At 72.0% G+C, this 24920-nt stretch carries 19 protein-coding genes; 5 read left to right on the top strand and 14 right to left on the bottom strand.

All coding sequences use genetic code 11. The annotated features are described in order from the left end of the window. Nucleotides 1–42: 42 nt before the first annotated feature. From OHB09_RS17695 to OHB09_RS17685, 3 genes are all read right to left on the bottom strand, one after another. Entirely contained in the window at nucleotides 43–1692 is a 1650-nt protein-coding gene (locus OHB09_RS17695) for a polyamine aminopropyltransferase (RefSeq protein ID WP_319351187.1), read from the bottom strand. 197 nt (nucleotides 1693–1889) lie between these two features. Next, nucleotides 1890–2489 carry a DUF2617 family protein gene (locus OHB09_RS17690; RefSeq protein ID WP_191852457.1) on the bottom strand — a complete coding sequence of 200 codons (600 nt, stop codon included), beginning with the start codon at nucleotides 2487–2489 and terminating at the stop codon, nucleotides 1890–1892. An 877-nt stretch (nucleotides 2490–3366) separates the two neighbouring features. Continuing rightward, a complete protein-coding gene (locus OHB09_RS17685; protein ID WP_328922235.1) occupies nucleotides 3367–3855 on the bottom strand; it encodes a VOC family protein in 489 nt (162 codons plus the stop codon). A 140-nt stretch (nucleotides 3856–3995) separates the two neighbouring features. On the opposite strand from OHB09_RS17685, the gene OHB09_RS17680 reads away from it, so the two are divergent. Continuing rightward, nucleotides 3996–5210, top strand: coding sequence for a pyridoxal phosphate-dependent aminotransferase (locus OHB09_RS17680; RefSeq protein WP_328922234.1), 1215 nt, complete (start codon nucleotides 3996–3998; stop codon nucleotides 5208–5210). A gap of 71 nt (nucleotides 5211–5281) precedes the next feature. After that, complete coding sequence (locus tag OHB09_RS17675) at nucleotides 5282–6649, top strand: glycosyltransferase family protein (RefSeq protein ID WP_191890412.1); 1368 nt, start codon at nucleotides 5282–5284, stop codon at nucleotides 6647–6649. A 51-nt stretch (nucleotides 6650–6700) separates the two neighbouring features. On the opposite strand, the gene OHB09_RS17670 is transcribed toward OHB09_RS17675, so the two are convergent. From OHB09_RS17670 to OHB09_RS17655, 4 genes are all read right to left on the bottom strand, one after another. After that, entirely contained in the window at nucleotides 6701–7249 is a 549-nt protein-coding gene (locus tag OHB09_RS17670; RefSeq protein WP_006141930.1) for a type III secretion system chaperone family protein, read from the bottom strand. Between the two features lie 138 nt (nucleotides 7250–7387). After that, entirely contained in the window at nucleotides 7388–9985 is a 2598-nt protein-coding gene (gene clpB, locus OHB09_RS17665) for an ATP-dependent chaperone ClpB (RefSeq protein WP_006141929.1), read from the bottom strand. A gap of 286 nt (nucleotides 9986–10271) precedes the next feature. Next, nucleotides 10272–10628, bottom strand: a complete 357-nt coding sequence (locus tag OHB09_RS17660; protein WP_006141928.1) for a Rieske (2Fe-2S) protein — start codon at nucleotides 10626–10628, stop codon at nucleotides 10272–10274. Beyond that, nucleotides 10625–10999: a hypothetical protein gene (locus OHB09_RS17655; protein WP_040896116.1), complete on the bottom strand. Its 375-nt coding sequence runs from the start codon at nucleotides 10997–10999 to the stop codon at nucleotides 10625–10627. Before OHB09_RS17655 ends, OHB09_RS17660 begins: the two co-directional genes overlap by 4 nt. 171 nt (nucleotides 11000–11170) lie before the next feature. Between OHB09_RS17655 and OHB09_RS17650 the strand changes: the two genes are divergently transcribed. Then, complete coding sequence (locus OHB09_RS17650) at nucleotides 11171–12115, top strand: hypothetical protein (protein WP_006141926.1); 945 nt, start codon at nucleotides 11171–11173, stop codon at nucleotides 12113–12115. A gap of 111 nt (nucleotides 12116–12226) precedes the next feature. Here the strand turns inward: OHB09_RS17650 and OHB09_RS17645 are convergent, their stop codons facing one another. From OHB09_RS17645 to OHB09_RS17615, 7 genes are all read right to left on the bottom strand, one after another. Further along, the gene (locus OHB09_RS17645; RefSeq protein WP_006141925.1) at nucleotides 12227–13261 is read right to left on the bottom strand and encodes a helix-turn-helix transcriptional regulator; all 1035 of its coding nucleotides are present in this window, start codon (nucleotides 13259–13261) and stop codon (nucleotides 12227–12229) included. Between the two features lie 274 nt (nucleotides 13262–13535). Then, entirely contained in the window at nucleotides 13536–14672 is a 1137-nt protein-coding gene (locus tag OHB09_RS17640) for a sugar ABC transporter substrate-binding protein (protein ID WP_328922233.1), read from the bottom strand. Nucleotides 14673–15009: 337 nt separating this feature from the next. Continuing rightward, nucleotides 15010–15474 (bottom strand): heat shock protein transcriptional repressor HspR, encoded by a 465-nt coding sequence (locus tag OHB09_RS17635; protein WP_006141923.1) that lies wholly within the window; start codon nucleotides 15472–15474, stop codon nucleotides 15010–15012. Nucleotides 15475–15481: 7 nt separating this feature from the next. Next, nucleotides 15482–16681 carry a molecular chaperone DnaJ gene (dnaJ, locus tag OHB09_RS17630; RefSeq protein WP_093591503.1) on the bottom strand — a complete coding sequence of 400 codons (1200 nt, stop codon included), beginning with the start codon at nucleotides 16679–16681 and terminating at the stop codon, nucleotides 15482–15484. Nucleotides 16682–16714: 33 nt separating this feature from the next. Further along, nucleotides 16715–17428 carry a nucleotide exchange factor GrpE gene (gene grpE, locus OHB09_RS17625; RefSeq protein ID WP_328922232.1) on the bottom strand — a complete coding sequence of 238 codons (714 nt, stop codon included), beginning with the start codon at nucleotides 17426–17428 and terminating at the stop codon, nucleotides 16715–16717. Further along, complete coding sequence (dnaK, locus tag OHB09_RS17620; RefSeq protein WP_191852452.1) at nucleotides 17425–19281, bottom strand: molecular chaperone DnaK; 1857 nt, start codon at nucleotides 19279–19281, stop codon at nucleotides 17425–17427. The genes grpE and dnaK overlap by 4 nt, the downstream gene beginning before the upstream one ends. A gap of 122 nt (nucleotides 19282–19403) precedes the next feature. Further along, the gene (locus OHB09_RS17615; protein WP_328922231.1) at nucleotides 19404–20543 is read right to left on the bottom strand and encodes an MraY family glycosyltransferase; all 1140 of its coding nucleotides are present in this window, start codon (nucleotides 20541–20543) and stop codon (nucleotides 19404–19406) included. Nucleotides 20544–20815: 272 nt separating this feature from the next. Here OHB09_RS17615 and OHB09_RS17610 point away from each other — a divergent pair, with 272 nt between their 5' ends. Together OHB09_RS17610 and OHB09_RS17605 are read left to right on the top strand one after the other, a co-directional pair. After that, nucleotides 20816–23104, top strand: a complete 2289-nt coding sequence (locus OHB09_RS17610) for a heterodisulfide reductase-related iron-sulfur binding cluster (protein ID WP_319117026.1) — start codon at nucleotides 20816–20818, stop codon at nucleotides 23102–23104. Nucleotides 23105–23424: 320 nt separating this feature from the next. Further along, nucleotides 23425–24876 (top strand): FG-GAP and VCBS repeat-containing protein, encoded by a 1452-nt coding sequence (locus OHB09_RS17605; protein WP_093591497.1) that lies wholly within the window; start codon nucleotides 23425–23427, stop codon nucleotides 24874–24876. Nucleotides 24877–24920 lie beyond the last annotated feature (44 nt).

Below are 24920 nucleotides of genomic sequence, written 5' to 3'. Positions count from 1 at the left end.
GCCGGAACCGAACCCGTGCACGCGGGGATTCGCCGGGGCGGGTCAGCCCGCGTAGCGCGGGTGCACCAGCGTCGACGGGGGCAGTCCGGGCAGCCGGGTGCGGGCCGCCGCCCGCCGGTCCGCGGCCAGGCTCTCCCGGGTGAGCGAGCGCGGCGGCGGTGCCGCCGGGTCGAGCCGCAGCGCCGGGCGGGTGCGGCCGGCCAGGACGAAGCCCCAGTCGGTGACCTCCGGGTGGATGCCGCGGACCGTGCGCTCGGGGCCGCCCGCGGAGCAGGCGCCGCGCCCGTCGACCCGGTACGGCACGGTGCGCAGTCCGGCCGAGCGGATCGTCGCCTCCACGGTCCAGAACACCCGGCGGCGGGTGACCTGCCCCCCGTGCACGGCGAGCCGGCCGCCCTCGGCGAGGGCGCGGCGGGCCAGGCCGTAGAACTCCTGCGAGTACAGCTTGGTGCTGTCGCCGATGCCGGGGGCGGGGAGGTCGGCGATCACCACGTCGTACGACCGTGCGGGAACCTCCCGCAGCCGGCGGAACGCGTCGTCCGTGAGGACGCGGACGCGCGGGTCCTCGTAGGCGTGCGCGTTGAGGCGGGACAGGGCGGGGTCCCGGCGGGCCAGACGCACCACCTCCGGGTCGGGCGCGACGACGTCGAGCCGCCGTACGCCAGGGTGGCGCAGCACCTCGCGGGCGACCAGGCCGTCACCGTCGCCCAGGACGAGCACGCGGGCGTGCGGGCCGCTCATGGCGGGGTGCACCAAGGCCTCGTGGTACCGGTACTCGTCGCTGCCGCTGACCCGCAGCCGTCCGTCGAGGAACAGGCCGAGGGGGCGGCCGTGCTCGCCGCCGGTGAGGACGACCTCCTGGACACCCGTGTGCAGCGCCACGCGTACGCCGGCGCCGTACACGGCGTGCCGGGCGGCCCGTTCGAAGTCCCCGGCGAGCAGTGCGGCCAGCGCGAGCACGCCGAGCACGGTGACGTTGACGGCGAGCAGGACGTGACGGGTGCGCGTCGGGAGGTCGCGGCGGAACAGGCCGAGGACGAGGGCGGCACCGGCGACCGCGTTGACCGCGCCGGTGAGCAGGGCGCCCTCCAACTGGCCGAGCAGCGGCAGGAGGAGGAAGGGGAAGGCGAGGCCGCCGACGAGGGCGCCCACGTAGTCGGCGGCGAAGAGGTCGGCGACCGCGCCGCCCGCCTCCTGGCGGCGGATGCGCTGGATCAGCTCCATGAGGAGGGGGACCTCGGCGCCGATGAGCAGGCCGATGGCCAGGGAGAACGCGACGAGGAGACAGCGCGGGCCGGCGGCCGGGACACCGGCCCAGTCGCCGCCGGACCAGGCGAAGACGGCGTAGAGCGCCATGGCGCTGAGGCCGCCGACGAGGGCGAGGGCTGCCTCCACGGCGCCGAAGCCGACCGCCGCGCGGCAGCGCAGCCGTTTCGCGGCGAGCGAGCCGATGCCCATCGCGAAGACCATGACCGAGAGGACGACGGAGGCCTGGGTGACGGAATCGCCGATCAGGTACGAGGCGAGGGCGACGAGTTCGAGCTCGTACACCAGTCCGCAGGCCGCGCAGACGAACACGCCGGCCAGGACGAGAAAGCGTCCCGTGCCGGGGCGTACGGGCAGCGGCGCCCGGCCCGGCTCGCCCCGGCGGGGCGGGGTGCCGGGAGGTGCGGGGGCGTGCGGGTCGATCACTGACGGAACGCTACCCGGGCGCCGCGGCCCGGCCCGGTCACTCACGAGAGTGAAGCGGTGGTGAAGTGGTGCACGGGGAGCGCCCTTCGCGAGCTCCACCCCTGGTGCGCGTCCGGGCGCCGTACGGCCGGCGGCGACGCTCACGTGACGGGGCCCTCGGGGCGGGCATGAAACCGCGCCGACCGGCGCGTTCCGGCTCAGACGCCCGTGGCCTGGAGCCGGGGCGCACGATGGTCCACCGGGAGGCCGAGCCGCCACTCCTCCGCGGAGGCGCGGTTGGCGCGGTTGGCGCGGGTGACCGTGCCCACCCGCGTGCGGGTGGCGACGAGCTGGCCGTCCTGCGGGTACGCGTGCCAGGTGCGCCAGTGGATCTGGCCCTCGTGCCGCTGGGCCAGCATCGCCGTGAACGCGTGCGGACTGCCGGGGAAGACGCCGGCCAGGCCGTGCGGATGGTCGGCGACCAGGGCCAGCAGCTCCTGGGCGCGCCCCGCGAACGAGCGCGGGGAGAGCACCTCCACACGGGCCGCGAACTCGTACTCCCAGTCGTCGATCCGTTTCGCCACACCGAGCGGCAGCGGCGTGCTGCTGCCCCGGATGCAGGCGACCGTCTCCGAGCAGGGCCCCTCCGGCGCCTCCAGGAGTACCTGGTGGGAGGCGCCGAGAAGACGCAACTGCAGGTTCGTGTCCTCCAGTTCGAGGTCGAGGGTGGCGAGTGCGGGCAGCGGTCCGCTGTCCAGGGTCCAGGCGAGGTCGGCCGCGCGCGTGTCGGTGTAGGAGGTTTTCAGGGTCGTGAGCATGGATCGGCTCCGCTAGCACGCAAAAAGGGGAGGGGGCCGGCACACACCTCGGTGGCGCCGGAGTAGACCGGCCGGCTCGGCCGGCCGGACAGGACGTCCGGAACAGCCCGGTCCCGAAGAGGTCCGTCCGCGGGATGCCCCGCGGGACGTCCTGAGGCTGTTTCGTGATCTAGAGGGAATCATGAACTCTGGGGCCGCCACAGCGTTTTTACCCAACTTCGTGGGGTTTCCATCCCCCCGAGGGCTGCACAGCTCAACTGTTCACGTGTGACGCGCGCCCCCGCGCGCCCCTCCCCGGCCGGCCGAACGGCCTCGGGCCCCTCCGCGGGGCCCCTCGGCCTCAGCCCCCTCCGCAGCCGCCGCCTCCCCCGCAACCACCGCCGCACGAGGAGCCGCCACCGCAGCTTCCTCCCCCGCACGAGTGACCGCCGCCGCCGTGATGACCGCCCGAGGACGAGTCACCGCCCGAGCCGCTGCCCGAGTCGCCGGCCCACCAGCTGCCTCCGCCACCCGCCGCGTACCCGGCGGCGCGACGGGACCGCTTCCCCTTCCGGCTCGCGTTCTTCCGGTTCGCGGCCTTCCGGTTCGCGGTGAAGGCCCAGACGAGCAGCAGTGCCATGACCACAAGGATGATGCCCAACACCATGGCGTCACCCTCCTTTCGAATCCCCCATCGGCCCCCGGCAGATCCCCCTGGAGGCCGTTCGATGCCGGGCCGGCCTCGTCGGCGTCCCGGCTCTTGTGTGCACGGGAGATGCCCTCACGCCGCGCGCCCCAAAGCGAAGTTGAGCAACTTCTGAGGGTGAGCATCCGGAAAGCACCTCCGACCTGCACTGATCCACATCTTCCGGGTGTCCGCGCCCCGTCCCGGCGGCCCTCAGACGACGTCGAACTCGTTGCCCTCGGGGTCTTGCAGGGCGGCGGCGCAGAACCCCGTGTCCGGATCCTGCTCGATCCGCAGCACGGTGGCTCCCGCCCCGACGAGCCGTTCCACCGTCTCCCCGACCCGCCGCGCGCGGACCTCCAGGGGGACCTCGCGGCCCCCGCCCACCTTGAGGTCGAAATGCCACCGGTTCTTGGCGACCTTCGGCTCCGGTACCTGCTGGAACCACACCCGCGGTCCGCGCCCCGAGGGATCGACGATCGACTCCGGGACGTCCCCGGCACCGGGCGGCAGCTCCTCCTCCGGGACCCCCGCCGCCACCCAGTGGGCACGCCACGTGGCGTGCCCGGCCGGCGGGGGTTCCGGCACGTATCCCAGGGCCTCGGCCCAGAAGGCCACCATCCGCTGCGGATCGGAGCAGTCGATCGTCAACTGCACCGTCATCTCCGGCGTCTCCCGCGTCTCCCGCGCTGTCGTCTCCATCGCGGGAGCGTCCCAGACGGGTCCGACAACCGGGGCCGACAACCGGGGCCGACAGCCGGGGCCGGCGGACGGGCGCGGGGAGCCACCCGCCCTCGCTCGGGCGGCGGCGGAGTTGAGGAACCACGGAACGCGGGCGCAGGATGGCGCCCATGACCTCCTCCGCGCGCCGCCCCCTCCTCAACCGGCGGCTCACCGAGTTCGGCACGACCATCTTCGCCGAGATGTCGGCGCTGGCGCTGAGCACCGGCTCCCTCAACCTCGGCCAGGGCTTCCCCGACACCGACGGGCCCGAGGAGCTGCGCGAGGCGGCCGTGCGGGCGCTGCGCGAGGGGCGCGGGAACCAGTACCCGCCCGGTCCCGGCGTCCCCGAGCTGCGCGCGGCGATCACCGCCCATCAGCAGCGGCGGTACGGACTGGCGTACGACCCGGACACGGAGGTGCTGGTCACCGCCGGGGCCACCGAGGCGATCGCGGCCGCGCTGCTGGCGCTGGTCGAGCCGGGGGACGAGGTGATCGCCCTGGAGCCGTACTACGACTCCTACGCGGCCTGCGTCGCCATGGCGGGCGGCAGGCGGGTGCCCGTGACGCTGCGGCCCCACGAGGGCCCGGACGGGCCCGTCTTCCGCCTCGACCTCGACGAGCTGCGCGACGCGGTGACCGGGCGCACCCGGTTGCTGCTGATCAACACCCCGCACAACCCGACCGGGACGGTGCTGAACCGGACGGAACTCGCCGCCATCGCCGAGCTGGCGGTCGAGCGGGATCTGCTGGTCGTGACGGACGAGGTGTACGAGCACCTCGTGTTCGACGGCGCCGAGCACGTGCCGCTCGCGAGCTTCCCCGGGATGCGGGAGCGGACGATCGGCATCGGCAGCGCAGGCAAGAGTTTCTCGTACACCGGCTGGAAGGTCGGCTGGGTGACGGGCACGGCCGCGCTGGTCACGGCGGTGCGTTCGGCGAAGCAGTTCCTGACCTACGTGGCCTCGGGGCCGTTCCAGTACGCCGTCGCGGAGGGGCTGGCGCTGCCGGAGTCCTTCTTCGAGGGCTTGCGGAAGGACTTCACGAGGAAGCGGGACCTGCTCGCGGACGGGCTGCGGGACGCGGGTTTCTCCGTGTTCCGCCCGGCCGGGACGTACTTCGTGACGGCCGACGTCCGGCCGCTGGGGGAGAGCGACGGCTTCGCCTTCTGCCGGGCGCTGCCGGAGCGGGCGGGCGTCGTCGCGATCCCCAACGCGGTGTTCTACGACCACCGGGAGATGGGGGCCCCGTTCGTCCGGTTCGCGTTCTGCAAGCGGGTCGAGGTCCTGGAGGAGGCCGTGCGGAGGCTGAAGGGGCTCTCCCGGACGGGCGTCTGACGGCCCGTCCGCCTTGGGCCGCGTGAGGGACAAAGCGCGGAAATCCGACTAAAACAGCGCATGGTTCCCGTGTGACCGAGTTCCACACTCTCGCGCGTCCCGATGTCCCCGATGCGGTCGGGGCGCCCCGGCTGCCCCGGCCCGGCGGCCGCGGGCGGCCCGACGGGGGGTTCCGGCGACCGCGGGCGGAGAGCCTCACCGGGGCGCCCGCCGCGCTCACCCTGTTCCTCGCCGTACGGCTGACCGGGGCGCTGCTGGTCCTGGCGAGCGCGCGGAGCGCCGGGCACGCGCATCCGCTGGCCCTGCTGGGCCGCTCCTGGGACTCGCTCTGGTACTTCGGCATCGCCGCCCACGGCTACGGAGAGATCCGCGCCGATCACCACCACGGCGAGCTCTTCGTCCGCAGCGACCTGGCCTTCTTCCCGCTCTACCCGGGGCTGGTACGGGCCGTGACCGCCGTGCTCCCGGTCGGCTGGGGCGCGGCGGGGCTGCTGGTCTCGTGGGCCTCGGCGGTGCTGGCGGCGTACGGCATCCATCTCGTGGGGCGGCGGCTGTACGGGGGCGCCGTCGCGACCGTGCTGGTGCTGCTGTGGGCGGTGCTGCCGCACTCGGTGGTGCTGTCGATGGCGTACACCGAGCCGCTGCTCACGGCCTTCGCCGCGTGGGCGCTGTACGCGGTGCTGAGCGGGCGCTGGGTGTGGGCGGGGGTGCTCGCGGCCGGCGCGGGGCTCGCGCGGCCGAACGGCTTCGCGGTGGCGGCGGCGGTGCTCGCGGCGGCGGGGTGGGAACTCCGGCGACGGGCGCGGGCACGGGCACCTCGCACCGCACACGGCACCGGCACCGCGCACAGCCCCGGTACCCCGGACGGGCCCGCCGCCTCGCGCGCCCCCGGCCCCGGCGGCCCCCGCCCCGCGGCGGACTCCGACGGCTCCGTCCACAGGCTGTGGACGGGCGCGGCGCTCGCCCCGCTCGGCTGGTGCGGGTACGTGCTGTGGGTGGGGGTCCGCCAGGGCGATCCGCTCGGCGGCTACTTCCGGGTGCAGGACCAGTGGGGCTCGCGCTTCGACCTGGGGCGCGGCTCGGTGGAGTTCGTCCGGCACTTCATGGTGCACGCGACCCGGTCCGTGCACCCGCTGACCGTGGTGATCGTGGTCCTCGCGCTGCTGCTGTTCGCGCTGCTGCTGGCCGACCGGGCGCCGCTGCCGCTGCTCGTCTACTGCGGGGTGCTGCTGCTGGTGGTCCTCGGCGGCTCCGGCTACTTCGCCTCCAAGCCGCGCTTCCTGCTGCCCGCCTTCCCGCTGCTGATCCCGCCCGCGCGGGCGCTGGTGCGCACGGCAAGAGCCCGGCCGTGGCACGCCGTCCTGGTGGTCGGCGCCCTGACCGGGCTCTCGTTCGCCTACGGGGCGTACCTGGTGGTGTTCGCCCGTGCCGCGCTGTGAGCCGCGCCCGGGGCGGTCCCCGGGGCCGCGGCCCGGCTCACGGCCGCCGGATCACTCGTCGGTGTCGGCCTCGTCGTCGCCGTCGTCGTTCGCCTTCTCGACGCCGTCGACCTCCTGCTCGAGGCCGAGCTGCTCGGCGAGCCACCGGTCGAACTCGATGGCGGCGCGCACCCAGCTCACCGTCGAGGAGACGAAGAACTCCAGGTTGATGCCCTGGCCGATCAGCATCTGCGCCTCACCGATGAGGCGGACGGTGCCGTCGTCGTGGGTGTGGCTGTAGACCTTGGGCCACAGGGTGCGGCGGTTCCAGTCGTCGATGGCCTCCAGCAGGGCAGGCTTGTCGTCGATCTTGTGCGGCCGGTCGTAGAACGTACGGACCGAGTAGACCGCCTGGTCGTCCTCGCCGCGGAACATGAAGTACGTACGGAACTGCTCCCACGGCGCGACGAGGTCTCCCTCTTCGTCGACGAGGTGCTTGAGCTCCATCTGGTCCAGGAGCTGCTTCACGAGGTCCTGATCCGGGACGACGGGGCCGGGCGGCGGCCCGGGCTCGGGCTCCTGGCCCCCGAAGTTCGGAATCGAGGACGGGTCGATGGTCACCGTGTTTTTCCCTTCGTACGGATGCCGCCATCCTCCCCCATGCGGGGAGGGGGGTGGCAACCCCGGGCGGCGCATGTCCGCCCCCGGCGGACAGGATCCTTCCGGGGGCGGGTGGGACGGGCGTGGCGGCCCGCCCCCTTACAGCGTCTTCCCGGAGGCGGGGCCGACGACGAGTCCCTCGCCGGCGCGGTCGACGCGGACGGTGTCGCCGTCCTTGATCTCTCCGGCCAGGATCTCCCGGGCCAGCCGGTCGCCAATGGACGTCTGGACCAGCCGGCGCAGCGGCCGGGCCCCGTAGGCCGGGTCCATGCCCTCGACCGCGAGCCAGGCCAGCGCCTCGTCGGTGACCTCCAGGGTGAGCCGGCGCTCGGCGAGCCGGGCGGCCAGGCGGTCGATCTGGAGCCGGGCGATGCGGCTCAGCTCGTCGCGGGACAGCGCGGAGAAGACCACCAGGTCGTCGAGCCGGTTGAGGAACTCGGGCTTGAAGGAGGCCCGGACCACCTCCAGGACCTGCTCCTTCTTCTCGGCCTCGCTGGTCAGCGGGTCCACCAGGAACTGGCTGCCCAGGTTGGAGGTGAGCACCAGGATGGTGTTGCGGAAGTCGACCGTGCGGCCCTGGCCGTCGGTGAGGCGGCCGTCGTCGAGCACCTGGAGCAGGACGTCGAAGACCTCGGGGTGGGCCTTCTCCACCTCGTCGAGCAGCACCACGCTGTACGGGCGGCGGCGCACCGCCTCGGTGAGCTGGCCGCCCTCCTCGTAGCCGACGTACCCGGGGGGCGCGCCGACCAGCCGGGCCACGCTGTGCTTCTCGCCGTACTCCGACATGTCGATGCGGACCATGGCCCGCTCGTCGTCGAAGAGGAAGTCGGCGAGCGCCTTGGCGAGCTCGGTCTTGCCGACGCCGGTGGGGCCGAGGAAGAGGAAGGAGCCGGTCGGGCGGTCGGGGTCGGCGATGCCGGCCCGGCTGCGGCGCACGGCGTCGGAGACGGCCCGCACAGCCTCGCCCTGCCCGATGAGCCGCCTGCCGAGCTCCTCCTCCATGCGGAGCAGCTTCTGCGTCTCGCCCTCCAACAGGCGGCCGGCGGGGATGCCGGTCCAGGAGGCGACGACGTCGGCGATGTCGTCGGAGCCGACCTCCTCCTTGACCATGGTGTCCCGGGACACCTCCTCCTCGGCCTCGGAGGCGGCCTCCAGGTCGCGCTCCAGGTCGGGGATCTCGCCGTAGAGCAGCTTGGAGGCGGTGTCGAAGTCGCCGTCGCGCTGGGCGCGCTCGGCCTGGCCGCGCAGGTCGTCGAGCTTCTCCTTCAGCTCGCCGACGCGGTTGAGGGACTGCTTCTCCTTCTCCCAGCGGGCGGTCAGCCCGCGCAGTTCCTCCTCCTTGTCGGCGAGGTCGCGGCGCAGCCGCTCCAGACGGTCGCGGGAGGCGGCGTCGGTCTCCTTGTCGAGCGCCAGTTCCTCCATGCGGAGGCGGTCGACGGCGCGCTGGAGCTCGTCGATCTCGACGGGCGAGGAGTCGATCTCCATGCGCAGCCGGGAGGCGGCCTCGTCGACGAGGTCGATGGCCTTGTCGGGCAGGAACCGGGAGGTGATGTACCGGTCGGAGAGGGTCGCGGCGGCCACCAGGGCGGCGTCGGCGATCTGCACCTTGTGGTGGGCCTCGTAGCGGCCCTTGAGCCCGCGCAGGATCGCGATGGAGTCCTCGACGGAGGGCTCGGCGACCAGCACCTGCTGGAAGCGGCGCTCCAGGGCGGGGTCCTTCTCGATCCGCTCGCGGTACTCGTCCAGGGTGGTGGCGCCGACCATGCGCAGTTCGCCGCGGGCCAGCATCGGCTTGAGCATGTTGCCGGCGTCCATGGCGGAGTCGCCGCCGGCGCCCGCGCCGACGACGGTGTGCAGTTCGTCGATGAAGGTGACGACCTGCCCGTCGGAGTCCTTGATCTCGGCGAGGACCGTCTTGAGGCGTTCCTCGAACTCGCCGCGGTACTTGGCGCCCGCGACCATCGCGCCGAGGTCGAGGGAGACCAGCCGCTTGTCCTTCAGCGACTCGGGCACGTCGCCCTTGACGATGCGCTGGGCGAGGCCCTCGACGACGGCGGTCTTGCCGACGCCGGGCTCGCCGATCAGCACGGGGTTGTTCTTGGTGCGGCGGGAGAGCACCTGCACCACGCGGCGGATCTCCTGGTCCCGGCCGATCACCGGGTCCAGGCGGCCCTCGCGGGCGGCGGCGGTCAGGTCCGTGCCGAACTTCTCCAGGGCCTTGTACTGGCCCTCCGGGTCGGGCGTGGTCACCCGGCGTCCTCCTCTGGACTGCTGGAAGGCCTCCAGCAGCTTCTTGGCGGTGGCTCCCTGCCCGGACAGCACCTCGGCGGCCCGGCCGCCCTTGGCGGCGATGCCGATGAGCAGGTGCTCGGTGGACAGGTACTCGTCACCGAGGTCCTTGGCGCGGGACTGCGCGTCGGCGATGACGGCGAGCAGCTCGCGGTCGGGCTGCGGCGGCGCGACGGTGGAGCCGGTGACGCTGGGCAGGGCGGCCAGCGCGCGCTCGGCGCCCGTGCGCACGGCGGCCTGGTCGGCGCCCGTCGCGGCCAGCAGGTCGATGACGTTCTCGTTGTCCTGCCCCTCCAGCAGCGCGAGGAGCAGATGGGCCGGCGTGAGGTCCGGGTGCCCCTCCGACACGGCCCGGTTGCCGGCCGCGTGGATCGCGTCCCGGCTCCTGTTGGTCAGCTCGGCGTCCACGGTCGCGTGTCCCTCCTCGAACTCGGTATGACGTGAGCAACGTCGACAAAGTTGAGTCTACTCCGCTCAGGGCGGGAGCCGGGAGGGCACGCGCCTCGCCGGTACCCCGGCAGAGGCGGGGGTACCGGCGAAGCGGGCAAGATTTCGGCCATCCGTGGGCGATCCGGGGCAGACCCATACCAGGAGGGTTCCCCACAAAATGCAGCGGCGTCACCGTGTTCAGGTCACGGTGACGCCGCTGCGGGGGGAAGCGCCTGAGCGATCTTTTTACGACGGGGGAATCGCGTCAGGCACTGCGGGGGGTGGCCGAGATGGTCCTCAGGTCGGGTACCTCGTGGGGGGAGTCGGGGGTGTCGGTCCCGTCCAGCCGGTGGTCGCGCCGGTCGAGATTGACGAAGATCATTCCGTAGCGGATGGCGCACCTGACCGGCTGCGGCGCCCCCCGAGGCCGTCGCAGACAGCGGTACGCCCGTACGTCCTCGTCCTCGTCGCGGGTGACGACGACGGGCTCTCCGAACACGGTCACCATCAACGAGTCACCGGGGTGGGGGATCGCGGTGACGAGGTCGATGAAGTGCCAGCCGGAGCGGTAGGCGGTGGCCATCTCGCGCCGGAAGGACCGGTCGTCGGGCGGAGTCGTCATGCTTCCGCTTCCGTCGGTGCCGACCAGCCGACATCACCCGGGGAGGCGACCGGTGCTCCCCAGCCGACGTCACCGGAGACGGCCTTGAATCCCCAGCCGACATCGCCGGAGCCGGCGGCCGGAGCCACGCCCCAGCCCACGTCGCCCGAGTCGTCGGCGGGCGAGACGCCCCAGCCCACGTCGCCGTCATCGGCGGAGGTCACCGCTCCCCAGCCCACGTCGCCCAGGCCGGCGGACTGCACCGTCGTGGTCGACGCCGTACGGGCCGAGGTGCCCCAGCCGACGTCGAGAGGACCGGCAGCCGCACCACCGGCCAGCGCGAGCGCGACGACGGCAGTGGCAAGCACCGAGCGAAGCATTTTCTTCTTCATGGTCGGCTTCGTCCTCACTTGATGGCTTCCTCTCCCCCCGTCTGAGGAAGACGATGGCTCATTCAGGCACGTCAATGCCACAGACGCGATGCATCATGTTCCTGCACGTTCAGGACCCTGGGGGGTGGAGATTTGCCGACAAAGCGCACAAAACCGACACATCCTCACGGCGTGACAGAACTCTGCCCCGAGGGTTCCCGTCTCTACGCCACCGCGCTGAGCTCCGGGCGCATCTCCCGGGCGGAGGTGGAGCCCGCTCCCTGCCTGCTCGAATTCGCGCTCCTGCACCCGGATCCGGACGACGCCGACTGGCTGCGCCCGGTTCCCCCCTCGATCGCGCTCGCCCAGCAGATCCAGCCGCTGGAACGCGAGATCCAGGACCGCCGGCGGCTCACCCTCGACCTCGCGGACGCCTTCCAGCCCTTTCTCGCGCTCAGCGCGCAGAAACCCGCCACCACCCACGCCATCACCGTGCTGGAGGGCAACGCCCGCATCCACACCGCGCTGGACGTGGCCGTGGCCGAGGCGCGCACCGAGGTGCTCACCGTGCAGCCGGGCGGCAGCCGTCCGGAACACATCCTGAGCCAGGCGCTGGAACGCAGCAAGCCGCTGATAGAACGCGGCCTGTCGATGCGCACCCTCTACCAGCACACCGTGCGGCACAGCCAGAGCACCTTCGCGTACGTGGACCAGATGGCGGGCGCGAAGATCGAGATACGCACGCTGGAACAGCTCATCGAACGGCTGATCATCTGCGACGACACCGTCGCCTTCATCCCCGCCCAGGACGACAACCAGGTCGCCCTCGAACTGCGCCACCCCGGGCTCGTGCAGTACCTCATCAAGGTCTTCGAGCACCTGTGGCAGCGGGCGACGCCGCTGATGGACGAGGTCCCCTACGAGTCGACGCCCGAGGGCATCACGGGGGTGCAGCGGTCCATCGCGAAACTCCTGATCGAGGGGCACGTCGACGAGGCGATCGCGCGCCGCCTCGGCATGAACGTGCGCACCTGCCGCGCGCACATCGCCAAGCTCGCGGCCGCACTGGGCAGCGGCAGCCGGGCCCAACTGGGCTATCTGATCGCCCAGTCGGGAATCCTGGAGCGGGACCACTGAGGCCCGCCCGGGAACCGCGCCGGCACCGCCGCGCCTTCCCCCACAGGCCGGCCCGCACCTCCCCGGCACGCCGGCCCGCACCCTCCGCGCGCCGCGGCCCCCGTACGCCCCTCAGCGCGCCGTACGCGCGTCTCCGGCCGGGGCGGGGACCGGGAGGAGCCCGGGGGCGCTCCGAGGGCCGTCCAGGCCCGCCTGGGCGATCCGCACGCCCAACTGGGTCCGGCTCGCCGCCCCCAGCGTCTCCGACAGCCGCGCGATGTGCGCGCGGCAGGTGCGCACGCTGATCCCGAGCCGCTCCGCGACCGCCGCGTCCTGGTGCCCCTCGGCGAGCAGCGCGGCGATGGACCGCTCGCGGTGGGTGATGCCGTCGATGCCGGTCTTGGGCAGCGGCGAGGTGAGCGGGATCGCGAGGCGCCACAGCCGCTCGAAGACGGTGACCAGGTACTCGACGAGCGCGGGGTGCCGCAGTTCCAGGGCCACCGTGCGGTCGGCGTTGGCCGGGATGAAGGCGACCGTGCGGTCGAACAGGATCAGCCGCTCGGTGACCTCGTCCAGCGTGCGCGCCTCGGCCGCCTCGCCCACCAGCTCCAGGTAGGTGTGCAGCCCCTGCCCGTGCCGGGCGACATGGGTGTACAGGTCCCGCATCCGCACCCCGCGCCGGCGCATCTCCAGCCCCCGGTGCAGCCCCTCGGCGAGTTCGTCCTCGCGCCGGATGCCGCCCGGCTGCACGGTGAGCACCTCGGAGACGCAGGCGGCGGTCGCCTCGTCCACCGCCGCCCGGATGCGCGGGAGTCCGTCCAGCACCCGGATCGCGGAGCGTTCGGCCGGGGGCTGCTCACGGCCGCCGAGCCCGGCGTACCACTCCACGGCGGCCACCGCCGCGCCCACCCGGGTGCGGCTGGCGCTCACCTCGGCGTGCAGTCCGCGCAGCAGCCGGGTCATGACCTCCTGCGGCGGGGTCGGGACGAGCCAGTCCATGTCGTCCGGATCGGGGTGCAGCAGCGCCAGTTCGACCAGGCAGGGCACCGGGTCGGCGTCCGTGCGCGGGACACGGCCCCGCCGTACGGCCCGGGAGTACACGTGGTGGCCGGCCTCGCACAGGTCGTCAGCACCGTGCGGATGCGTGTCCGTCCCGTGCACGGCCATCTCCCACCCCTGGCTCCCGCCCTCGACTCTCCGCGCCGTTCCCGGGCTTCCGTACCGCCCGCGGGTTGCCGCGCAGCGCAACTATGCGCGGACCCGCCCGCCTCCGCAACACGGTCCCTTCCCCAACCTGCCCGCGATCCCCGCCGATCAGGCCGGTTTTCCCCTTCCCCTCCGCGACCCGGCGGGGAAGGGCCCGGACAGCGCGGAAGCCCGGCGGTCGGTGACCACCGGGCTCCCTGACGGGCCGTCGCGGGGACGGCGCGCACGCCGCGCGCTACTCGAGACCGAGGTGGTCGCAGCTCGCCTTGTACTTGGCCGTGCACAGCTCCTTGACGGTGTAGATGCTGTCCTTCAGCACCGTCTCCTGGATGTTGTCCTTGGTCAGCGCGACCACCTGGACCAGCATCGCCGGGATCTTCTGGTGCGTCGGACTGTCGACCGAGTCGCGGGTCAGCGCGTCGAACTCGATGGAGCGCCCCTGCACCCTGGCCACCGCCATCTCGGCGGCGTTGGTGGCCTCCTCCGGGTACGGCTTGTAGACGCTCATGTACTGCTGGCCCGCGATGATCCGCTGCACGGCCGACAGGTCGGCGTCCTGCCCGGTGACCGGCGGGATCTTGCCGGCGCCGGCCTCCTTCAGCGCGTCGATGACCGCGCCCGCCATGCCGTCGTTGGCGGAGTACACCGCGGCGATGTTGTCCAGGCCGACCTCGGATATCGCCTGCGACATGTTCCGCTTGGCGTTCTCCGGCTTCCAGTCGACGGTGTCGAAGGACTTGACGATGTTGACCTTGTTCTCGAGTTCGCTGAGCGCGCCCTCCTTGAACTGGCCCGCGTTCGGGTCGGTCTTCGAGCCGTTCATCATGACGATCTTGCTCGTACCGGCCTTGGTGCCGAGCGCCTCGACGACCGCCCGTCCCTGCACCTGGCCGACCAGCTCGTTGTCGAAGGAGATGTACGCGTCGATCGGGCCCCGCGCCAGCCGGTCGTAGGCGATGACGGGGATACCCGCGTCCTTGGCCTTGCGCACGGCGGGCTCGATGCTCTTGGCGTCCACGGCGTCGAGCAGGATGACGTCCACCTTGTCGTGGATCATCCCCTCCATCTGCGCGCTCTGCCGCTCGGCGTCCTGCAGGGCGTTGGCGTAGACGACCTTGCCCTGGTGCTTGGTCAGGACGCCGACCTGGTCCTTGATGATCGGGTAGTCGAACTTCTCGTAACGCTGGTTCTCCTTCTCCGGGAGAAGCAGGCCCACCGTGATGTCGTTGCCCTTCTTCGGCGTCGCGGAGGCGTCGTCGCTGCCCACGCCGTCGATCACGCCGCAGGCGCTCAGGGACAGGGCGGCGGCCGCGGCGGAGAGCGCCAGGAACGTGCGACGCGCGGCGGTCTTGCCGGTGTTACGAGTGTTCACATCAGGTGCCTTCCGGACAGGGGGGGCGTTCGTGAGCCATGTGGCTGAAAGCCAACGCGGACGCGGCACTCACCGTCAAGGAGTACCGGTTAACGACATGGCAACAGCTCCCCTGTGAGAGATCCGTGAATGATCAAGGAGTAACCGTGCTTTTGTCATGCGCCTTGTTCATGCAATCACACCAATGAGCCCGAGTCGCAAGCAGGTTCACAACAACACAGAAACGACGGGGAATCGGGGCAAGCCTCCGGAGGAAGCGCCCCGGGAACGCGAAGAGCCGGGAGACCCTGCGGTCTCCCGGCTCTTTCACCGGATCGCCCCCGAAGGGGCCTGTCCGTCAGTCCGTGGGCTGCGAAGGCCGGCCCTTGGGACGCCACACCACCAGCGCGCTGGTCTGCTGCACCTCCTGGTACGGCACCAGGTCCCGCCGGTACGAGGCGTGCACCGCGGCCTCGCGCTGCCGCATCGTGGCCGCCGCGCCCTCGACCGCCGACTGGAGTTCGGCCACGCGCTGCTGGAGCGCGGCGACCTGGTTCTCCAGTTCGATGATCCGCTTGATGCCGGCCAGGTTGATGCCCTCGTCCTGCGACAACTGCTGCACCTGGCGGAGCAGTTCGATGTCGCGGGCCGAGTAGCGGCGACCGCGCCCGGCGGTGCGGTCGGGCGAGACCAGACCCAGCCGGTCGTACTGGCGCAAGGTCTGCGGATGCAGCCCCGAGAGCTGTGCGGCCACCGAGATGACGTACACCGGGGTTTCTTCCGTCAGCTCGTACGGATTGCGACGACGGCCGGATGTGTCCATGGCGTCCTCATGCTCCCTTCGCGGACTCGAACAGCTCCGCCCGCGGGTCCTCCCCCGCGGTCGCCTCGCGATACGCCTCCAGCGCGTCACGAGCCTTCCCCGACACGTCCTTGGGCACACTCACCTCCACGGTGACCAGCAGGTCCCCGCGCGTGCCGTCCTTGCGGAGCGCGCCCTTGCCCCGGGCGCGCATCGTACGCCCGTTGGGCGTGCCCGGAGGCAGCTTCAGGGTGACCGGCGGCCCGCCCAGGGTGGGCACCCGCACCTCGCCGCCGAGGGCCGCCTCCGCGAAGGTGACGGGGACCGTGACGGTGAGGTTGTCGCCCTTGCGCCCGAACACCGGGTGCGTCCCGACGTGGACGACCACATAGAGGTCACCCGCCGGACCGCCGCGCTCGCCGGGGGCGCCCTTGCCGCGCAGCCTGATCCGCTGCCCGTCGCTGACACCCGCCGGGATACGCACCTGCATGGTCCGCGAGGACTTCGCGCGGCCCGAGCCCTTGCACACCTCGCAGGGGTCCTCGGCGATCAGGCCGCGGCCCTTGCAGTCCGGGCACGGGTCGGTCAGCGAGAAGCCGCCGCCGGAGCCCCGCGCCACCTGGCCGGTGCCGACGCAGGTCGGGCACACGCGAGGTGTGCCGTTCTTGTCGCCGGTGCCCGAACAGGCCTTGCAGGGCTGCTGGCTGGACATCCGCAAGGGCACCGTGGCGCCGTCGACCGCCTCCGTGAAGCTCAGCGTGACCTCGGACTCCACGTCCTGGCCCCGCCGCGGCTGGGTGCGCGTGCCGGTGCCGGCGCCGGCGCCCGCGCCGCCGCGGTTGAACAGGCCCCCGAAGACGTCACCGAGTCCGCCGCCGAAGCCGCCCTGCGCACCGCCACCCCCGCCCTGGGCGCCGCCTCCGAAGAGGTCGCTCAGGTCGAAGTTGAACGTTCCGCCGCCGGCTCCGGGGCCCGGGCGGAAACCGCCGTTGCCGAACAGGGCCCGGGCCTCGTCGTACTCCTTGCGCTTCTTGGGGTCGCCGAGGACGTCGTTCGCCTCGGAGATCTCCTTGAAACGCTCCTCCGCCTTGGCGTTGCCCTTGTTGGCGTCCGGGTGGAACTCGCGGGCGAGCTTCCGGTACGCCTTCTTGATCTCGGCCTCGGTGGCGTCCTTGGGGACGCCGAGGACCTTGTAGTAGTCCTTCTCGATGAAGTCCTTGGTGCTCATCCTCGACGTCCCTCCTTCCTTCCGCGTACGAACTCAGCCCTCGTCCGGGCCACCGTTCTCCTTGTTGTCGACGGCGGTGCCGGCAGCGTCGGCGGCCTCGTCGCCCGCCTCGGCGCCCTCGGCGGAGTCCGCCTTGACCGTCTGCGCGCCGGGCTGCGGCTCGGCGACCGCCACCCGCGCGGGGCGGATGGTGCGCTCACCGAGGCGATACCCCGGCTGCAGAATCGCCACGCACGTCGTCTCGGTGACGTCCGGCGCGTAACTGTGCATCAGCGCCTCGTGGATCGTCGGGTCGAAGGGCTCGCCCTCCTTGCCGAACTGCTGCAGACCCAGCTTGGCCGCCACCGTCTCCAGCGACTCGGCCACCGACTTGAAGCCGCCGACCAGTTCCTCGTGCTCCCGCGCCCGCCCGATGTCGTCGAGCACGGGCAGGAGTTCGGACAGGAGGTTCGCCGTGGCGATCTCCTTGACCGCGACCCGGTCGCGGTCGACCCGGCGCCGGTAGTTCTGGTACTCGGCCTGCAGCCGCTGGAGGTCCGCGGTGCGCTCGCCGAGCGCGGTGCGCACCTGGTCCAGCTGCGCCGTCAGACCCGCCGTGCGGTCACTGTCCCCGGCCGGGGCCGCCGCCCCCTTCTCAGGGGTCCCGGGAGTACCGGGGGCGGCGGCCTTCGGCTCGGCGTCGTCGGAGGTCGCGCCGGAGGGGACGTCGGGCTGCTGCTCTTCGAAGCCCGGGGTCTCCTCCGTCACGCGGCACCGTCCTTGCGCTCGTCGTCGACGATCTCGGCGTCGACCACGTCGTCCTCGGCCTTGGCCTGGCCGGCGCCCGCACCCGCACCCGCCTCGGCGCCACCGGCGGCCTGCTGGGCCTGGGCGTCGGCGTAGAGGGCCTGGCCGAGCTTCTGCGAGACGGCGGCGACCTTCTCCGTGGCGGTACGGATCTCGGTGGTGTCCTCGCCCTTCAGCGTCTCCTTCAGCTCGCCGAGCGCGGTCTCCACCTCCGTCTTCACGTCACCGGGGACCTTGTCCTCGTTGTCCTTGAGGAACTTCTCCGTCTGGTAGACGAGCTGCTCGCCCTGGTTGCGGGTCTCGGCGGCCTCGCGGCGGCGGTGGTCCTCGTCCGCGTACTGCTCGGCCTCCTGGCGCATCCGGTCGACCTCGTCCTTCGGCAGCGAGGAGCCGCCGGTGACGGTCATCTTCTGCTCCTTGCCGGTGCCCAGGTCCTTCGCCGTGACGTGCATGATGCCGTTGGCGTCGATGTCGAAGGAGACCTCGATCTGCGGCACGCCGCGCGGGGCCGGCGGCAGACCGGTCAGCTCGAACATCCCGAGCTTCTTGTTGTACGCCGCGATCTCGCGCTCGCCCTGGTAGACCTGGATCTGCACGGAGGGCTGGTTGTCCTCGGCGGTGGTGAAGATCTCGGACCGCTTGGTCGGGATCGTCGTGTTCCGCTCGATGAGCTTGGTCATGATGCCGCCCTTGGTCTCGATACCGAGGGACAGCGGGGTCACGTCGAGGAGCAGGACGTCCTTGACCTCACCCTTGAGGACACCGGCCTGCAGCGAGGCGCCGATGGCGACGACCTCGTCCGGGTTCACGCCCTTGTTGGCGTCCTTGCCGCCGGTCAGCTCCTTGACGAGCTCGGCGACGGCGGGCATACGGGTCGAGCCGCCGACGAGAACGACGTGGTCGATCTCGCTGAGCTGGATGCCGGCGTCCTTGATGACGTTGTGGAACGGCGTCTTGCAGCGCTCCAGCAGGTCCGCGGTCAGCTGCTGGAACTGGGCGCGGGTGAGCTTCTCGTCGAGGTGCAGGGGACCCTCGGCGGAGGCGGTGATGTAGGGCAGGTTGATCGAGGTCTCGGTGGACGAGGACAGCTCGATCTTCGCCTTCTCGGCGGCCTCGCGCAGACGCTGCAGCGCCATCTTGTCCTTGGACAGGTCCACGCCGTGCCCGGACTGGAACTGCTTGACCAGGTAGTCGACGACGCGCTGGTCCCAGTCGTCACCACCGAGGTGGTTGTCGCCGTTGGTGGCCTTCACCTCGACGACGCCGTCGCCGATCTCCAGCAGCGAGACGTCGAAGGTGCCGCCACCGAGGTCGAAGACCAGGATGGTCTGGTCGTCCTTGTCGAGGCCGTACGCCAGGGCGGCGGCCGTCGGCTCGTTGACGATGCGCAGGACGTTCAGGCCCGCGATCTCGCCGGCCTCCTTGGTGGCCTGGCGCTCCGCGTCGTTGAAGTACGCGGGGACGGTGATGACCGCGTCGGCCACCTTCTCGCCCAGGTAGGCCTCGGCGTCCCGCTTCAGCTTCTGCAGCACGAAGGCGCTGATCTGCTGCGGGTTGAAGTCCTTGCCGTCCAGGTTGATCTTCCAGTCGGTGCCCATGTGGCGCTTGACCGACCGGATGGTCCTGTCGACGTTCGTGACCGCCTGACGCTTGGCGACCTCGCCGACCAGCACCTCGCCGTTCTTCGCGAAGGCGACGACGGACGGCGTGGTCCTGGCGCCCTCTGCGTTGGTGATGACGGTGGGCTCGCCGCCCTCCAGAACGCTGACGACGGAGTTAGTCGTGCCCAGGTCGATGCCGACCGCACGTGCCATGGTGAGTTCCTCCAGCTGACTTGAGTGCAACGGACTCAACCATGCCAGGAGCCCGCCACAGAGTCAAGAGAGGTGAGTGGGCTCGGCTCAACTTTCAAGCGGGCGTGGGCCGCAGGGGACGGTCACCCCTCGGGGGTGCGCGCGACGGGACGGCTCCCGAGGGCCCCCGGGCCTCCGCCCACCGCTCCGGCCCCGCGGTCCGGGCCGCCCGTCCGCCCCCGCTGCGGCGCGGGAACCCGCGTGAACGTGGCGCACTCCTCCGCGCCCGCCGGGCCGCCCCGCGTTCCGGGGCCCGCCCCGACGGCCGGGCGGCGCACCCTCCGGCGCACCAGGCCACAGGCCACGACCGCACCGGCGACGGCCGCCGCCGCGCCCCACGCCGCGAGCGGCGGAGCCCACTCCAGGAACACCAGCACGGCGGGGACGGCCGCCCCGGCGGACAGCACGGCCACCACCACGGCAACGCCCCGGGGGGTGACTCCCGTTCCCCGCAGCCCCCGCGCCCAGCGCAGCCGCACGCTCACCAGCGGCACCGCGCCCAGGGCCGCCAGCACGCTCCCGCCCACTCCCGGACCCCGCCCGGCGAGCACGAGTACCGCGACGGCCGCCGGCACAAACCCCGTGAACAGGGCTCCCCCGCGCCCGGCGGTCACCCGCGCGGGGGCCGCGTTGTGCATCAGGAACCCGGTGAGCGCGGCCGCCAGCACGCACAGCAGCGCGGCCAGCCCGTCGCGCACGTCGGCGACCGCGCACACCCCGAGGGCGAAGGCCATGACGACGCCGGCGGTGCCCATCACCCCGTCGGCGTGGTCGAGGGCCACGAATCCATGGGCGACGAGCACGATCCAGCCGGCGGCGAGCAGACCGGCGGGGACACCGAGGACGTCGTAGGGCACCACCAGGGCCGCAGCGGCCGCCGGCACCCCGAACCGCAGCGTCCGGCGCGCCACGCGCGGCCACCGGCCCCCGGGGCGGGGCCGGGCGGGCCACAGGTCCTCGGCGAAGCCGGTCGCGGCGACGGCCGCCGCCGCGAGCAGCACGCGGGTGACCTCGCCGCCGAGGCGTGCCGCCTCGCTCCACTCACCGGCCCCGATCACCGCGCCGACCGTTCCCACGACCGCGAGTCCGCCCACCACGGGCACCCGCCGTCCGCGCCGCCCCACCACCACGACGCCCGCCCGCAGGCCGGGGCCCCGCAGCAGCGCGCACAGCGCGGCGGCGAGGAGAACGGCGGTGGTGGCGGCCACGATCCCGTAGAGCACGGAGTACACCGTAGGCGCATATGCCGCAATACCGTACGAATAACACGATCCGTTCGTGTGGTCCGTCCACCGTGAGGCCCGCGGTCACGCCTCGGAGCACGGCCGCGGGCACGGCCGCGGGCACCTCCGCGGCCAGGCGCGCCTCAGCGACTCAGATCACCTCGCGTCCGGTTACATTGCGAAGCGGGATGCGGGTAGTCTCAGACGGACTGGATAAGTTACCGCTTAGTAATCTCGAGCTCAGTGACGTCGAGGCCGCCCCAGGAGCCCCAATGCAACTCGCCGCGATCATCGTGTCGCTGGTCCTGATCGTGGTCGGCGTGGCGCTGTTCGGCCGCGCCCTCCTCCAGCTCTACGCCTTCCATCGGCTCGGCCAGTCCGTGCCCGCCGGGACCCGCACCGACGAACCCGTCCAGCGCACGGTCACCGTGGCCAAGGAGTTCCTCGGCCACACCCGGATGAACCGCTGGGGCGTCGTCGGCGTCGCACACTGGTTCGTGGCGGTCGGCTTCCTCACCCTGCTGCTGACCATCGTCAACGCGATCGGGCAGCTCTTCCAGGCCGACTGGCTGCTGCCGGTCCTCGGCGACTGGGCCCCGTACAACGTCTTCGTCGAGTTCATCGGCACGATGACGGTCCTGGGCATCCTCGTCCTGATCGTGGTGCGCCAGCTCTCCCACCCGCGCAGGCCGGGCCGCAAGTCCCGGTTCGCGGGCTCCAACTTCGGCCAGGCGTACTTCGTCGAGACCGTCATCCTCATCGTCGGCGTCTGCATCTTCATGCTGCACGCGCTGGAGGGCGCCCAGCACCACGTGGACGCCTACGAGGCCTCGTTCTTCATTTCCTACCCGGTGGTGTCCTGGCTGCGGGGCACGGACCTGGACACGCTCCAGAACCTCACCTACTTCTTCGCCGGGCTGAAGATCGCCACCTCCTTCATCTGGATGATCGTGGTCGGCCTCAAGACCGACATGGGCGTCGCCTGGCACCGCTTCCTGGCCTTCCCGAACATCTGGTTCAAGCGGGAGGCCGAGGGCGGCACGGCGCTCGGCGCGCTGCAGCCCATGACCTCGGGCGGCAAGGAGATCGACTTCACCGACCCGGGCGACGACGACGTCTTCGGCGTCTCCCAGGTCGAGCACTTCTCCTGGAAGGGCCTGCTGGACTTCTCCACCTGCACCGAGTGCGGCCGCTGCCAGTCGCAGTGCCCCGCGTGGAACACCGGCAAGCCGCTCTCCCCGAAGCTGCTGATCATGTCGCTGCGCGACCACGCGCACGCCAAGGCGCCCTACCTGCTGGCCGGGGGCGGCAAGTCCATGGAGGGCGAGGAGAAGGCCTCCGAGGAGCAGCTCGAGGACGTTCCCGCCGCCGCCCTCGCGGAGGCCGAGCGCCCGCTGATCGGCACGCTGGAGGAGAACGGGGTCATCGACCCCGACGTCCTGTGGTCCTGCACCACCTGCGGTGCCTGCGTCGAGCAGTGCCCGGTCGACATCGAGCACGTCGACCACATCGTCGACATGCGCCGCTACCAGGTGATGATCGAGTCCGCGTTCCCGTCCGAGGCGGGCACGATGCTCAAGAACCTGGAGAAGAAGGGCAACCCCTGGGGCCTGGCCAAGAAGCAGCGGCTGGAGTGGACCAAGGAGGTCGACTTCGAGATCCCCGTCGTCGGCCGTGACGTCGAGGACCTCACCGAGGTCGAGTACCTGTACTGGGTCGGCTGCGCGGGCGCCCTGGAGGACCGCGCGAAGAAGACCACCAAGGCCTTCGCCGAGCTGCTGCACATCGCGGGCGTCAAGTTCGCGATCATGGGCGGCGACGAGAAGTGCACCGGCGACTCCGCCCGCCGCCTGGGCAACGAGCCCCTGTTCCAGGAGCTCGGCATGGAGAACGTCATGACGCTGAACGCGGCGTTCGGCGAGGAGATGGACGACGACGGCAAGGTGACCCCCGAGTCCCGCAGGCCGAAGTCGGCGAAGAAGATCGTCGCCACCTGCCCGCACTGCCTCAACACAATCGGCAACGAGTACCCGCAGCTCGGCGGCGACTACGAGGTCATCCACCACACGCAGCTGCTCCAGCACCTCGTCGACGAGGGCAAGCTGGTCCCGGTGACGCCGGTCGAGGGCCTCATCACCTACCACGACCCGTGCTACCTGGGCCGCCACAACAAGATCTACACGCCGCCGCGCGAGATCATCGCGGGCGTGCCCGGACTGCGCAACGAGGAGATGCACCGCCACAAGGAGCGGGGCTTCTGCTGCGGCGCCGGTGGCGCGCGGATGTGGATGGAGGAGCGGATCGGCAAGCGCATCAACAACGAGCGCGTCGACGAGGCGCTGTCGCTCAACCCCGACATCGTCTCCACGGCCTGCCCGTTCTGCCTGGTGATGCTGACCGACTCGGTCAACGGCAAGAAGAACGAGGGGCAGGCGAAGGAGTCGGTCCAGGTCGTCGACGTCGCCCAGCTCCTGCTCACCTCGGTCAAGACCCCGGTGGACGAGCCGCCGGCGGGCACGGCGGACGGCGCGAAGGCGCCGGAACCCGAGCCGGTGAAGTGACGGCGGTGGCCCGCCGAGGATGACGTGACGACGATGACGTGAGGCAGGCGCCCCGGCGCCCTCACGTCCGCCCGGCCCCGCGCCCCGCCCAGGGGGCGCGGGGCCGCGTCGTTCCCGGCTTCTCGCACCGGCCTCACGAACCACGCCGACCACACCAGAACTTTGCCGAACACACGTACAACCCCCACACCACCTCGCCGGTCTCTTGATCGCCGAACCCTGGGTGACGCCGAGGACAACCTCAGGCGAACCCGGGCGATCCGGCACCCCATTCACGTGGACGCCCGCGCGGGCGTTCCGCATGCCCAGGAGAATCCCGCATGCACAAGAGACTCAGGCTCACCCTCGCGACGGCCGCCGCGGCCACGCTGACGGGTGGTCTGCTCACCCTCTCCGCCGCCACCGCGAGCGCCGCCCCCACTCCCGGGGCCACCACCGCGGACGCCGACTTCAACGGCGACGGCCTCGGCGACGTCGCCACCTCCGCCACCCGCGCCTACGTGGACGGCAAGAAGGCCGCCGGCCAGATCACCGTCCTCTACGGAGGCGGCGGGCACACCACCATCAGCCAGAACAGCGCGGGCGTCCCCGGTGCCGCCGAGACGGAGGACTACTTCGGGTCCGACCTCGCCTACGGCGACTTCGACGGCGACGGCTACGACGACCTCGCCACCGGCGCGGGCGGCGAGGACGTGGGCGACGACGTCGACGGCGGCACGGCCGTCATCCTGTGGGGCTCCGCCTCCGGCCTGCACGGCGGCACCACCGTCAAGGACCCCCGCCCCACCAAGCACGACCGCTTCGGCGGCATCCTGGAGGCCGCCGACCTCAACGGCGACGGCCGCGTCGACCTCGCGCTCGGGACGACCACCTCCGCCACCGTCGACATCTACCGCGGCGGCTTCACCCGCGGCGGCTCCACCGGCGGCCAGTACACACTCCTCCCGCCCATCCTCAGCGGCAACGGCGACGGCCTGCGGAACCTGCACTCCGGCGACGCCAACGGCGACGGCATCGAGGACCTGATCGTCAACGGCTACGAGAACGACACCTACGACGCCTACGACGCCAACTTCTGGTTCCCGGGCTCCTCCTCGGGCGTCCGCGCGGGCACCTCCCAGAAGCTGCCCGCCGGCTTCGTCACCGACGTCGGCGACACCGACGGCGACGGCTACGGCGACATCATCTACGGCATCGGCTGGGACGACGGCATCGCGGGCGCGCGCAAGGGCGGCGCCGTCCTGATCGGCCACGGCTCGGCCGACGGCCCCGCCTACGGCGACCAGCAGTCCTTCAGCCAGGACACCTCGGGCGTGCCCGGCGGCGGCGAGAAGGGCGACTCCTTCGGCGCCGAGCTCGACCTCGGCGACATCAACGGCGACGGGCACCTCGACCTGGTCGTCGGCACCCCCGGCGAGGACCTGGACGGCGTCAAGGACGCCGGCGCGGTCACCATCCTGTACGGCGCGGCCGACGGCTCCGGCATCACCGGCACCGGCGCGAAGATGCTCTCCCAGGACAGCCCCGGCGTCCCCAACTCCGACGAGACGGGCGACTTCTTCGGCTCCGACGTCCACGTCGACGACCTGGACAGCGACGGACTGGGCGACGTCGTCGTGGGCGCGAGCGGCGAGAACAGCGACAACGGCGCGGTCTACCCGCTGCTTTCGGGCAGCGACGGCTCCCTGAAGGGCACCGCGGGCATCTACGTCTCCACGGTCGGCGTCTCCGGCTCCGGAACGCCGCTCCTGGGCAACAACTTCGCGGACTGACACCGGCCCCGCACGTCCCACCGTCCCTCCACGGGGGCGCCCCG

Origin of the sequence: Streptomyces griseoaurantiacus (genome assembly GCF_036189845.1) — a bacterium.
Classification (GTDB): domain Bacteria; phylum Actinomycetota; class Actinomycetes; order Streptomycetales; family Streptomycetaceae; genus Streptomyces; species Streptomyces griseoaurantiacus.
Note: the sequence above shows the minus strand (reverse complement) of the source record. Positions and strands in the feature narration are given on the sequence as shown.

Excerpts from the sequence above, each read along its gene's own strand:
- OHB09_RS17690 (WP_191852457.1), bottom strand. The coding sequence starts at position 2,489 with ATGCTCACGACCCTGAAAACCTCCTACACCGACACGCGCGCGGCCGAC.
- OHB09_RS17685 (WP_328922235.1), bottom strand. The coding sequence starts at position 3,855 with ATGGAGACGACAGCGCGGGAGACGCGGGAGACGCCGGAGATGACGGTG.
- OHB09_RS17680 (WP_328922234.1), top strand. The coding sequence starts at position 3,996 with ATGGCGCCCATGACCTCCTCCGCGCGCCGCCCCCTCCTCAACCGGCGG.
- OHB09_RS17660 (WP_006141928.1), bottom strand. The coding sequence starts at position 10,628 with ATGACGACTCCGCCCGACGACCGGTCCTTCCGGCGCGAGATGGCCACC.
- OHB09_RS17655 (WP_040896116.1), bottom strand. The coding sequence starts at position 10,999 with ATGAAGAAGAAAATGCTTCGCTCGGTGCTTGCCACTGCCGTCGTCGCG.
- OHB09_RS17645 (WP_006141925.1), bottom strand. The coding sequence starts at position 13,261 with ATGGCCGTGCACGGGACGGACACGCATCCGCACGGTGCTGACGACCTG.
- OHB09_RS17635 (WP_006141923.1), bottom strand. The coding sequence starts at position 15,474 with ATGGACACATCCGGCCGTCGTCGCAATCCGTACGAGCTGACGGAAGAA.
- dnaJ (WP_093591503.1), bottom strand. The coding sequence starts at position 16,681 with ATGAGCACCAAGGACTTCATCGAGAAGGACTACTACAAGGTCCTCGGC.
- dnaK (WP_191852452.1), bottom strand. The coding sequence starts at position 19,281 with ATGGCACGTGCGGTCGGCATCGACCTGGGCACGACTAACTCCGTCGTC.
- OHB09_RS17610 (WP_319117026.1), top strand. The coding sequence starts at position 20,816 with ATGCAACTCGCCGCGATCATCGTGTCGCTGGTCCTGATCGTGGTCGGC.
- OHB09_RS17605 (WP_093591497.1), top strand. The coding sequence starts at position 23,425 with ATGCACAAGAGACTCAGGCTCACCCTCGCGACGGCCGCCGCGGCCACG.